Raw genomic sequence first — 12,467 nt, forward strand, 5'->3', positions numbered from 1 at the left:
CGCACTGCACACTGCGCAGTGCGACGCTCCGGCAGGGCCCATCCGCCCTGCCCCGTTCTGCTGAAGCGATCAGGCAACGACTTCCTCGGCGGCGGTCTTGCCGACGATGGTCATGTCTTCCTCGTCCATGATCCCGAACTCCATGAGCAGGGCTTCCAGCTCGTCCATGCTGATCGGGGTGGGGATGACCAGTTTCTTGTTCTCGACGATCTTCTTCGCCAGGGTCCGGTACTCGTCGGCCTGCTTGGCGGCGGGGTCGTACTCGATGACGGTCATGCGGCGGATCTCGGCGCGCTGCACGACGTTGTCGCGCGGAACGAAATGGATCATCTGCGAGCCCAGCTTGTCGGCCAGGGCCATGATCAGCTCGTCCTCGCGGTCGGTGTTGCGGCTGTTGCAGATCAGCCCGCCGAGGCGCACGCTGCCGGAGTTGGCGTACTTCACGATGCCCTTGCAGATGTTGTTGGCAGCATACATCGCCATCATCTCGCCGGAGCAGACCACGTAGATCTCCTGGGCCTTGTTCTCGCGGATGGGCATGGCGAAGCCGCCACAGACCACGTCGCCGAGCACGTCGTAGAAGACGAAGTCCAGGTCATCCTCGTAGGCGCCTTCCTCTTCGAGGAAGTTGATCGCGGTGATCACGCCGCGACCGGCACAGCCCACGCCCGGCTCCGGACCGCCCGACTCGACGCACTTGATGTCGCCGTAGCCGGTCTTGAGCACGTCCTCGAGCTCCAGGTCTTCCACGGTGCCGGCCTCGGCGGCCATTTCCATGATGGTGTTCTGCGCCTTGGAGTGCAGGATCAGGCGGGTGGAGTCGGCCTTGGGGTCGCACCCGACGATCATCACCTTCTTGCCGAGCTCGGCCAGGGCCGCCACGAGGTTCTGGGTGGTGGTGGACTTGCCGATTCCACCTTTCCCGTAAATAGCGCATTGACGCATTGCCATAATTAAGTTCCTCAGGTTTCGTTACCACTTGACGTGGGCTATAGGCACGAACAAGCCTGCGCAACAGAGCAGTAGCAGCCTTTGTGCCAGTGCCGAGCTGATGAGCTATCTATCTGTTTTAATTGAATTTAATTGATTATCGGAAATGATCTGCGGCAGTTCGATAGTTAACAATCGACAGTCGTCCCTGTTGCAATGACTACAAACAACGAACGCCTGGGGAGCGGGATTTCTTTGCTCGCCTGACTCTGTTGCGAACATGACAATTGTCGTATTCAGCACTCTTCGTACTTGCCGAAAACGGCAACTATCTCGACACCAACGCCCTATATATCAAGGGTTTGCGCGACACCCTGGAACTGGCTCGGTTATTGCGATCGGCTACCGGCACACCCACCCGGCCGCAGGAGATTTGCCGTGAACGATCCCTTGAAGGAAATCGCCGCCCGCCTCAGCGCCCACGAACTGGTGCCCTACCTGGGCCCCGGCGTGCTGCGCGGCGTGGTCGACCGCGACACTGGCCAGCCGCTGCCGGCCGACAGCGAAAGCCTGATCCTCGCCATGACCGGCGGGCAACCCATGGCGCCGCGACTGATGTACGAGTTCCCCCGCGCCGCGATGCACCTGGAGAACAAGAAGGGCCGCAGCTTCATCGAGCGCTTCCTGACCCAGACCTACGGCGGCGACAACTGGACGCCCGCGCCCCTGCACCGCTGGCTGGCCGGGCTGAACCTGCCCTACATCATCGATTGCAACCGCGACACCCAGCTGCAGCGCTGCTATGCCGACCGCCCGCATACCCTGGTGGTCGGCGCCGCGCGCATCGCCGCCAGCCCCTATCGGTTCGATATCTACCGTTTCGACGAGGGCCGCTACCGGCGCATCGACCAGAGCGAGGTCGACCCCGACCTGCCGGTGCTGTTCAAGCCGCTGGGCACGCCGCTGCCGACGCCCTCCTACGTCGCCAGCGACGCCGACTTCGTCGACTACATCACCGAACTGATGGGCGGCTTCGCCATCCCCGCCTGGCTCAAACTGCGGCGCAAGAACCGCCGCTACCTGTTCCTCGGCATGCAGTTCAACCGCGATACCGAACGCATGGTGATGAGCGACCTGATCCACGATGCCGCCACGCCCGCCGGCTGGGCGCTGATCCCCTCGCCCACCGCGAAGGACCGCAAGGTCTGCCTGCGCAAGCAGCTGGAACTGGTCGAGGCCGACTGGCACGACCTGCTCGGCCTGGCCGAAGGTTCCCCGCAGGTGGCCTGACCCGTTTTTCCCACGAGAGAGCATGACCATGCTGTTGAAAACCTACGAAACGCAAAACCTGCTGTGCAACGTCAGCGTCAACGGCGCGACCACCAAGCCGGACACCTACGCCTTCCGCGGCGACCTGGTACTCGAGGAAGGCGAGATCGCCGATGCCTCCGGCCGCCGCCTGCCACCGACCGCCGTGGTCAAGCAGGCGGTCATGCTCGAGCAGCAGGGAAAACTGGCGATGATGGCCGGGGCCCTGATCGAACTGGCCCACCTGCCGCTGTTCATCGAACGCTATCGCGGCGACCTGGCCGACGGCGCGCCGGTGATCTTCTACGTGGAGAACCTCGGCCAGTCGCTGTACACCGAGCTCGACGGCGTGACCTTGCTGCTGCAGGCGCACGAGGAAGGCGCGGTGTGGAACACCCTGGCCGACGACCTGCGGCTGGACAAGGAGGACTTCAAGGGCCAGAGCGCCGAGGACAAGGTGCTCACCGTCTACGCCGCGCTCAAGGACTACCGGCCGAAGCTGGAGACGCTGAGCTACGAGGCCGCCCTCGGCCGCACCGTCGCCCATCGTCGCGAAGCGCGCGGACCGATCTGAATCCCCCCATGGGCATTGGGCTTGCCGCGATGGGGCTCGATATTCCACGCCACACCAGGGCTCAGAGTCCAGGTGCGGCACGGGTATGCACGGTTTGAAATCCCCGTGTCGGCGATGAGCCACTCCCCTGAGCTCCCAGGGGAGTTTTTTGTGGTCCACCGTCCCTAGTAGCCGCCCGCTGCACGACGCCAAAAACCTCTCCCGACAGTTTTTGTCTAGACGCCACCTCCGGACTCCGAAGGGCCGGTTGGGAGGCGCTCATGGCGAGCCAACGCTCTCCAGCCGGTGGTTCACATAGGCGGCGGTAAATATGCCCCCGCAATGGCCACGCCGATCCATCCAAACCATTGCCATACGATAACCACCGACATCGGGGGCAAAGGCCATAAGCGTGCGCCGAAACCACAAGCAGCGCACCCGGTAGATCTCTCGGCGTGCATCACAGTGGCAGTGAGTTCATACATAGATTGGAGTGAGTTCCGCGAAGCCCAACACGCGAACGCCCAGGCAAACCTCGGCGTTATATTGGTTCGCCGCTACGCGCCCCAGCGGAGCGCCGCCCGCCCCTGCCTACAAGCTCATCACATCGACGAAGCGCGGCGTGGCGCTGTCGTCGATACGCAGACTCTTGAAATCGAACAGGTTGCGGTCGGCCAGTTGCGAAGGCACCACGTTCTGCAGCGCGCGGAACATGATCTCGGTGCGGCCTGGCGACTTGCGCTCCCATTCCTGCAGCATTTCCTTGACCACCTGGCGCTGCAGATTCTCCTGCGAACCACAGAGGTTGCACGGGATGATCGGAAACTCCTTCATCTGCGAGTACGCCTCGATGTCCGCCTCGTTGCAGTAGGCCAGCGGGCGAATCACCACGTTGCGGCCATCGTCGGAGAGCAGCTTGGGCGGCATGGCCTTCAGCGTGCCGCCGTAGAACATGTTGAGGAAGAAGGTTTCCAGGATGTCGTCGCGATGATGCCCGAGCGCCATCTTGGTCGCGCCGATCTCGTCGGCAAAGGTGTACAGCGTGCCGCGGCGCAGGCGTGAGCACAGCGAGCAGGTGGTCTTGCCTTCCGGAATCTTCTCCTTCACCACCGAGTAGGTGTCCTTCTCGATGATGTGGTACTCGACGCCGATGGACTTAAGGTATTCGGGAAGGACATGCTCGGGAAAGCCGGGCTGCTTCTGGTCCATGTTCACGGCAACGATCTCGAACTTGATCGGCGCGACCTTCTGCAGATAGAGCAGCACATCGAGCATGGTGTAGCTGTCCTTGCCTTATAGGCTAAGAAACAAAATTTTACAGCACCACCATAAACGTAACCTATTGATTTTAAATAAATTAAATAGCATTCAGGCTTTACAGAAAAAGGCAAAAATGTAAATTTGGCGTCTTCCTGAGCTCTAAAAACCCTCATACCTCCCGAAAAACCACCTTCAACCTTTACAAAATCCGAACGACATCAATCCGGCCTTCAACACTGGATGATGAAACCTCGGCTGCTTCGAATTCGTAGGGCGGCCGGACATCCGATCTATCAATGGATAGATCTATAAAATCGAAGAGACTGCGATCAGCTAACTGGGAAGGACTTACGTTTTGTAAGCTGTGAAAGATGTTTTCTACGCAGCCAGGATTTACCGAATCCCACTCCGCAATCATCGACTTGATTTTTTTCCTCTGCAAATTCTCTTGCGATCCGCAGAGATTACACGGAATGATTGGATATGCGCTATCGGCAGCGACCTTTGCTATATCTTTCTCGCGACAGTAGGCGAGTGGCCGGATGACTATATTCCTCTTGTCATCGCTAAGAAGCTTAGGAGGCATCCCTTTCAATTGCGCTTGGAAAAACATGTTCAGAAACAAAGTTTCAACCATGTCATCCATATGATGACCGAGTGCCAATTTAGTAGCCCCAATTTCCTCAGCAAAACTATAAAGCGTGCCCCTTCTGAGTCTAGAGCAAAGAGAACAAGTAGTCTTACCTTCTGGGATCTTACTCTTGACAACGGAATAAGTATCCTTGTCGATTATATAATAATCAATCCCTTTAGCCTCGAAAAACTCAGGCAATATATGCTCCGGAAAGCCAGGTTGCTTCTGATCAAGATTAACCGCCACAACACTGAATTTTATTTGCGCAACTCTCTGCAAGTGCAGCAAAGCGTCAAGCATAACGAATGAATCTTTGCCACCACTTACGCAGGCCATAACTTTGTCGCCATCTTCGATCATTGCATAATCTACAACAGCCTTGCCCACATTGCCGCGCAGCTTTTTACGACGAAGTTCCGCAGCTTTATTAATCTGAGATACCTGTTCGCCCATCATCATATACACTAGCTTCCAATTAAATATTTACAAGCCCAGTTTACTATAAAAACCTCGCCCACCTTGCAACATCCCGCACCACTTGCGAAGAATTGAGATAGTTAGACACTACCAAAATCGGACGCATAAACAATTCGAAGCAAAGCACAACATTGAGGCCACGTATTTAATATACGACATACACTCTTAAGTAAATCTATAAGTCAGTATCATCTGCCGAGTTTGAAGCCAGCTATATCATAACAAGATTATGCCTGCGTTTTATAGAAGCTCCTGACCAACGATTGCATTTAGCTTGACCGAGTCGCAACAGAGGAGGATCACAGCACGGAACTCTGCGAGTCACGCGGAGAGGCCGCAGCAGCCTCAGAATCACATGTGGTGTGAGGCAGGCTCAGTCATTGGGGCTGGATTCAGACGCTGGAGATTAAGCCTTCAGCGCAGCCTCGATCGCGGCAAAGTCGATCTTCGTCCTGCCATCAATGGCCTCGAACGAACGCGTTGCTGCCGCTCGATCAGGGCTGGGTATTGCAGCCGTCAGGATATGTAGGGAGATCTACCACGAAACACCCACTCGTCCCTGTGCCAGCCATACGCGCTCACCTGGCCACATTGTTAATGATCGCGCTCACAAGTGGTCCGTCTCAGCCTGATCATCGGTCGCGACCTGGAACGAAAGAGGCTCTTTGTACTGGAACACCGGGTCGTCGTTCAGGCCAAGGCAGGACATGCGCTACCCTGATCTCGACCGCGAACACATCGCCCTGCTTGCCGGCTGGATGGTCGCCGGGAGCGTGGTGGACGGCCACCACCACGCAGTCCGAAAAGTCTCTGCATAGAAAGAAGAAGTCTCCCCTTTGATTACAACAAAACGGCAGTAGCTGATTGGCGGTGACGATTCGAAGCTTCCACTCATCTAGCTCTCAGTGGTCCACGATGGTTCGGCTGTTGCCAGTCACGACTGGCCGGATTCAATCCATAGCTGCCGGTGGCCACGGGCCGAAACCGGCCAAAAGCGGCCTGTAGCAGGCAGCGTAAAAGGTCAGGAGCTGACGGCCACCGAACAATGTCTCCGTCCATGGCAGTTGGTTGCAATAGGTCTGAAGCGACCCTTGGCTCAGGATTGAATCGGTTAGCCTGCAGCTGCGCGAACCTCACCAATGCAGCTGCCTTGATGAGAGACTTGGGCGCTGTGGCTTGCTTAGGCTTGTCTGCGCAGGTCAAAAAACTGGCAACCAGAGTTGAGACCCACCAGCCAACCAACCCTAGAGTGGTATTCCCGATACTTTCAATAACAGGGAATGCGTATGAAACTCAAACTCTTGGCGACGGTTCTAGTGGGCGCCGCTCTGACCGCCGGGTATCAGTACCTTGCCGTCCCCGACCTGCAGAAGAAAGACCCCGACGCCGGCCTCAGCCGTGATGAAATCCGGCAGCGCGATGAACGTGCGCAGGAGAACTGGGCCTACTCACTGGGGCTGCAGGCCTATGTCTGGGGCCTGCCGCTGACCATCACCGACCGTGAACGCCTGCTGCGACTGAATGAGCGCAAGCTGAAATTCGTCACCGAGCGCCAGATCTGCCCCTGCGCCCCCATCAACCAGATTGGCCACATGACCAAGCTGGCTACCTCGCAGGATGAGCTGCCTTATACACCCAACAACGACACGATCTACAGCGGCGTCATGCTGGAGCTCAAGGATGATCCGGTGATCCTCAGCCTGCCGGATGTCCAGGACCGCTACTGGAGCGTGCAGGTCGCCGATGCCTATCTGGAGAACCTGCCCTATATCGGCACCCGGGCGACCCAGGGCAAGGGCGGTCACTATCTGTTCGCCGGCCCTGACTGGCAGGGCGAAGTACCCACAGGCGTCGAACTGCGGCGCCTGTCGACCAACTCCGGCGCCCTCGCCCTGCGCTACGGGGTGAGCAAGGAAGATCCTCAGGACCTGCCCCGCGTGCTGGAACTGCAGAAACAGGTGCACACCACCTCGCTCAGCAATTGGGGCAAGCCCGATGGCTTTGGCAAGGTGACCACCGTGAAGATGTCCCGCAAGGAATACAGCGGCGACCTGGCCCTCTTCGAGCGCATGGTCGATCTGCTGAATGAGAACCCACCGCGTTCGGAGCAGCGCGCTGCCGTGTCCATGTTCCAGAGCATCGGCATCGAGCTTGGCAAGCCCTTCGATGCCAGCCGGCTGCACCCGGCCACGGTGGCTGGCCTTAAGCGTGCACTGGCCGACAGCCAGGACCTGATGACTTGGAAGGTGAAGTACCGCGGCACGCCCTACCCGACCCGCTGGAACAACCTGCACGAGGGCAGCTACGGCTTCCACTTCATCAACCGCGCAGAGGGTGCGCTCGAAGGTCTGATGGTGCATGACCGCGAAGAAGGGGTGTACTTCAGCACCTATGAAGATGGCACCGGCCAGTTGCTTGATGGCCAGCAGCGCTACATCTTGCACTTCGAGCGTGATGCACTGCCCCAGCTTCAGGACAAGGGTTTCTGGTCCATCACCCTGTACGGCACCAACTTCCAGCTGGTGGACAATGCCATCGACCGCTACTCCATCGGTGACCGGACCCCGGGACTGACCTACAACCCGGACGGTTCACTGACGCTATATATCCAGCACCAGCCCCCCACCGGGCTCGAAAGCAACTGGCTGCCTTCACCTGATAAAGGGTTGTTCCGTTTGAACTACCGCATCTATCTGCCCGATGAGAAGACGCGCAATCCAAAGACGCTGCAGCAGTTCATTCCGCCCATCCAACCCCAGGCGCGCAGCTGAGCCCAACATGCCGGGGCGCCCTCTCGCCCCGGCTGACTCAGTGGCGCTCCCTGAGCGCGCGCCGGTACTGTCCGGGACTGCCACCGGTCCAGCGCTTGAAGGCACGGTTGAAGCTGCTCTGGTCGATAAAACCCAGATTGAATGCAATCTCGTTCAGGCTCATCCCCGACATGCCCAGATAGCGCAGCGCCAGGTCCTGTCGAATCTCATCCTGCAGTTCTTTGAATGATGTGCCCTCCTCGGCCAACTTGCGATGCAGGTTGCGGCCACTCATGTTCAGGCGCTCGGCAATGTGCTCTAGCCCAAGCTTGTCGCTACTGAGCAAGGCGATGATCTCCTTGCGCACTTGCAGGCTGACCTGCTCGTGGCGCATTCGCCCCAGATAATCGCGCAACAACTGCTCGTTCATTCCAGCAATCATGGCGTTGGCCGCCGGCAGCTCCCGATCCAGCACGCCGGAAGCCATCAGCATGACATTCGCCTCGGCGCCAAAGTACACGGGCACGCCGAAAAACTGTTCAAAAGCCTCTAAGCGGTGAGGTACCGGACGGCACAAACGAACCTCGAGCAGCCCTTCGGCAGCACTGGCTCCAAGTAACTCGCGAAAGGTTCTGAACAACACCCCCATGAAGGCATCAACAGGGAAAAATGGCCGCTGTGCCGAACCGGAGCTATCAGAGCCCAGTATCAATGCCACCCCCACAGGGCTCTCGACCACCTCGATTGCCGCGATGGTAGTGACCACCCGCACATAGCGCTGCAGCCGATCGAGCGCCTCTCGCAGGGTGGAGCTGGCCTGCAGCGCAAAGATCAGGGCATTGAGGTGAGTCGGATAGAGATTGGCAGCGACCTGAAGACCAAAAGAGTCATCGCCGGTCCGTTCGACACAAAGCCGCCAGAGCTTCCACATGTTGACCACGGCAACTCGCAGCTCTGGATCACGAATCACCCTGGGATCGATACCGGCCTCCAGCATCAGCGGCACCGCCTCGATGCCATACCCCTGCAGCGCTCGCTGAATAGCCAGCGCCCAGGTGGCAATGGTCGTATGGGCTAGTTCGTGGGGCGGACTGCTCATCCGAATTCCTGTCTGAAATTGTCAAAAACGCGGCTGTGCGCGCCAAGAAACAAGGGACTTACGCGGCCTATCTTAAGCCCCCCGGCAAGCGGGGCAACCGTTTGCACTCACAACAACAAAAACAGTTTCCGAGGCATACCATGCACCAATTACGCAGAGGCCATGGCGCCCTTGTGTTTACACTGCTGGCCGTCAACAGCACGCTCTGCCACGCCGCTACCTTCGAACTCGACAACGGCATCAGCGGCCGCTGGGACACCAGCCTGTCAACTGGCATGAGCATCAGCACCAGCGATCCAGACAGGAATCTCCTGCCCACTGTCTATGACGGACGCGCCGCCGGCATCAACGGTAACGACGGGCGCATGAACTTCAAAGCCGGAGACACCATATCAAGGGTGGTCAAAGGTACCACCGAACTGGCGCTTAGCCGGGACAACCTCGGGCTGCAGATCAGCGGCAAATTCTGGCACGACGACCTGCTGGAAAACGGCGACGCCCGCTTCAAGGACTTCGACGACTCGGGCTTCGATTCGCTGGCCAAGTTTTCCGGCGCCGAACTGATGGATGCCTACGTCTGGGGCGAATTCCAGCTCAATGACCGGCCGCTGGATCTCCGTCTCGGTCAGCAGGTCCTGAGCTGGGGGGAAAGCACCTTCATCCAGGGCGGCCTCAATGTGATCAACCCGATCGACGCCAACGCCCTAACCACGCCCGGGGTCGAGATCAAGGAAGCGCTGATTCCGGTCAACCTGTTCAATCTGTCGCTTGGCATCAGCGAGAATCTCTCGACCAGCGCCTTTTACCAACTGGAATGGCGCGCCACGGTACAGCCAGGTTGCGGCACCTTCTTCGCCCAGTCGGATGCCAGTCAGCCAGGCTGCGGCCCACTGTATGCCGTTTCAGGTCGAACGGAAGCGCAACAGGAGAACATGCAGCTGGTCAATCCGCTGCTGCCGGCCGGGGCCAACATGGTTATTCCGCGAATCAGCGACGATACCCCCGCAGATGCCGGGCAGTGGGGGGTGCGCCTGGACTACTTCGCCGAAGAGCTGAACAGCACCGAGCTTGCCTTCTACGTGATGAACTATCACAGCCGGCTGCCCTATACCAATGCGATCACCGCCGACTATTCCAAGCGTCCGGGCAGCGGCTTCTTCCTACCCGGAGTTACCAACAACCCGCTCTATGGTGGCAGCAACGCCAAGCCGCTGGCCCAGGCGCCGCTCTACCAGATGGCCTTCCCCGAAGACATCCGGCTGTACGGCATCAGTTTCAACACCTCAGGACCCTGGGGTATCTCTATGTCCGGCGAGCTGAGCCACAGGCCCAACCAGCCGATCGCCATCAACGGTCAGGACTTTCTCTACGCCAGCGGCTTTCTCGACACCGAGTCACCCATCGTCGACGAACTGTTTGGCCTGGACATTCAAGCCCCGGGAAGCGGCCCTATTCTGGCCAAAGCCGCCGGCCTCTATGGGACACAGGTGCAGGGCTATCGGCGCAAACCGGTTAGCCAGCTGCAACTGACGGCCATGCAAACTTTCAGCGACATCTGGGGCGCAGATAACCTGCTGTTGATTGCCGAAGTCGGCACCGTGCACGTGGCGGATCTGGAGCCGGTCGAGACCCTGGCCTATGGCCGCGACGCCGTCTACGGTTCCGGCGTAGAAGGTGCCGCCATTGCCTGCAAGAACCCGGCGTTGAAGCAGGACTACTGCCAACGGGAGGGATATACCACGCCCTGGTCCTGGGGCTATGCAGCCCGAGCCAACCTGACCTACAACGACCTGCTGCCGGGCACCGTGGTCACCCCATCGTTGGCCTGGCGTTATGACGTCGAAGGTTATGCCCCCTCTCCGGCTCCGCAATTCGTCGAAGGCCGCCAGGCCGTCACACTGGCCGTGAACTTCGACTATCTGGAGCGCTACAACGCCGCCGTCAGTTACACCGACTTCTTCGGTGGCGACTTCAATCCGCAGACCGACCGCGACTTCATCTCATTCACCCTTGGCGCCAAGTTCTGAGGACTTATCCATGCTTAATAGCCCAATCTCCCGCCACACACTCCTGGCACTAAGCCTGATGATCAGCATGCCCGCTTTCTGTGCCGTCTCGGCCGAACAGGCGGCACAGCTAGACCAGCAACTAACGCCCATGGGCGCCGAACGTGCTGGCAATACCGACGGCAGCATCCCCGCCTGGGACGGCGGATACAAGCCATCGACCTCAGGCGGAGCGCTGGTCGATCCCTATGCCGCCGAGCAACCGCTACAGCGCATCGACTCCGGCAACATGGCGCAATTCGCCCAGTGGCTGAGCCCAGGCACGCAAGCCATGCTCCGTCAGTACCCGCAGAGCTTCCATCTGCAACTGTATCCCTCGCACCGCAGCGCGGCCTATCCCGAGTCCATCCTGAAACAGAGCCGGCAAAACGCCACCCGGATCAGACTGAACGCCAGTGGTAGTGGCCTGGAGGGTGGCTACACCAGCGGCGTGCCGTTCCCCGTCCCCCTGCGTGCCGAAGAGGTTATCTGGAACCATGTCACCCGCTACCGTGGCGGGGCGGTCAAGCGCGAGGTTCACCGCATGCCGGTGCAAACCAGCGGTGCCTATCAGGCCAGCCTCATCCGCCAGACACAGGTCTTTGCCAGCAATGTCCGGGACAACACGCCAGACAGCAATCTGCTCTTCTATTTCATCGGCCAGACCCTGGCTCCGGCGCGCCAGGCCGGCAACATCGCCCTGATTCACGAGCCCCTGGATCAGGTACAAACCCCACGCCAGGCCTGGGCTTACAACGCCGGACAGCGGCGTGTCCGGCGAGCCCCTACACTGGCCTACGACTCACCACAGAACAGCTCGGATGGCCTGGCCACATCGGACAACATGGATATGTACAACGGTGCGTTCGATCGCTACGACTGGACCCTCAAAGGCAAGCGCGAACTGTTGATTCCTTACAACAACTACCGACTGCACGACAAAGGGCTGAAGTACGCACAAATCATCCAGCCTGCGCATTTGAATAGCGACTACGTGCGCTATGAGCGGCATCGGGTCTGGGAGGTAGAGGGAAAGCTCAAAGCAGGCCAGCGCCACATTTACGACAAGCGCACGTTTTTCATTGATGAGGACACCTGGCAGATTGCCCTAGCGGACCATTACGACGCCCGTGGTGAGCTATGGCGAGTATCGGCAGCCTACCAGTTGAACTTCTACAACGACCTGGTGCCCTGGATGACCGCCGAGGCTATTCATGATCTGCAGTCTCGCCGTTATCTGGTCAGCGGCCTGAGTAATGAGACCCCGAGCGAGGCCAGCTTCGGCCATGAGGCTCTGCGCCAAGACTTCAAGCCAGATGCCTTGCGCCGCTTGGGCGGGAAGAACTGAAGGATCGGTCTTCGGCGAGTCAGCCACCGGCGTCGGACGACGATCTGCTGCAGGTTGACCGCC

General features: G+C 59.1%; 8 protein-coding genes and 1 pseudogene. 5 read left to right on the top strand and 4 right to left on the bottom strand.

Annotation, left to right across the window (positions count from 1 at the left end):
- Nucleotides 1–69: 69 nt before the first annotated feature.
- Nucleotides 70–951 carry a nitrogenase iron protein gene (nifH, locus tag P5704_006495; protein ID WOF80132.1) on the bottom strand — a complete coding sequence of 294 codons (882 nt, stop codon included), beginning with the start codon at nucleotides 949–951 and terminating at the stop codon, nucleotides 70–72.
- Nucleotides 952–1,368: 417 nt separating this feature from the next.
- Between nifH and P5704_006500 the strand changes: the two genes are divergently transcribed.
- Together P5704_006500 and P5704_006505 are read left to right on the top strand one after the other, a co-directional pair.
- Nucleotides 1,369–2,220, top strand: a complete 852-nt coding sequence (locus tag P5704_006500; GenBank protein ID WOF80133.1) for an SIR2 family protein — start codon at nucleotides 1,369–1,371, stop codon at nucleotides 2,218–2,220.
- 22 nt (nucleotides 2,221–2,242) lie between these two features.
- Nucleotides 2,243–2,812, top strand: a complete 570-nt coding sequence (locus P5704_006505) for a hypothetical protein (protein WOF80134.1) — start codon at nucleotides 2,243–2,245, stop codon at nucleotides 2,810–2,812.
- Nucleotides 2,813–3,382: 570 nt separating this feature from the next.
- Here the strand turns inward: P5704_006505 and ttcA (P5704_006510) are convergent.
- Both ttcA (P5704_006510) and ttcA (P5704_006515) read right to left on the bottom strand, forming a co-directional pair.
- Nucleotides 3,383–4,084 (bottom strand): annotated as a pseudogene (gene ttcA, locus P5704_006510) (tRNA 2-thiocytidine(32) synthetase TtcA).
- A gap of 166 nt (nucleotides 4,085–4,250) precedes the next feature.
- On the bottom strand, nucleotides 4,251–5,144 hold the full coding sequence (ttcA, locus tag P5704_006515; protein ID WOF80135.1) for a tRNA 2-thiocytidine(32) synthetase TtcA: 894 nt from the start codon (nucleotides 5,142–5,144) through the stop codon (nucleotides 4,251–4,253).
- Between the two features lie 1,304 nt (nucleotides 5,145–6,448).
- Between ttcA (P5704_006515) and P5704_006520 the strand changes: the two genes are divergently transcribed.
- Nucleotides 6,449–7,933, top strand: coding sequence for a DUF1254 domain-containing protein (locus P5704_006520; protein ID WOF80136.1), 1,485 nt, complete (start codon nucleotides 6,449–6,451; stop codon nucleotides 7,931–7,933).
- Nucleotides 7,934–7,970: 37 nt separating this feature from the next.
- On the opposite strand, the gene P5704_006525 is transcribed toward P5704_006520, so the two are convergent.
- On the bottom strand, nucleotides 7,971–8,909 hold the full coding sequence (locus tag P5704_006525) for an AraC family transcriptional regulator (protein ID WOF80137.1): 939 nt from the start codon (nucleotides 8,907–8,909) through the stop codon (nucleotides 7,971–7,973).
- A 275-nt stretch (nucleotides 8,910–9,184) separates the two neighbouring features.
- On the opposite strand from P5704_006525, the gene P5704_006530 reads away from it, so the two are divergent.
- Together P5704_006530 and P5704_006535 are read left to right on the top strand one after the other, a co-directional pair.
- Nucleotides 9,185–11,038 carry a DUF1302 domain-containing protein gene (locus tag P5704_006530; protein WOF80138.1) on the top strand — a complete coding sequence of 618 codons (1,854 nt, stop codon included), beginning with the start codon at nucleotides 9,185–9,187 and terminating at the stop codon, nucleotides 11,036–11,038.
- A gap of 10 nt (nucleotides 11,039–11,048) precedes the next feature.
- Nucleotides 11,049–12,404, top strand: coding sequence for a DUF1329 domain-containing protein (locus P5704_006535; GenBank protein ID WOF80139.1), 1,356 nt, complete (start codon nucleotides 11,049–11,051; stop codon nucleotides 12,402–12,404).
- Nucleotides 12,405–12,467: the final 63 nt, after the last annotated feature.

The sequence above is a fragment of the Pseudomonas sp. FeN3W genome (assembly GCA_030263805.2).
Classification (GTDB): domain Bacteria; phylum Pseudomonadota; class Gammaproteobacteria; order Pseudomonadales; family Pseudomonadaceae; genus Stutzerimonas; species Stutzerimonas stutzeri_G.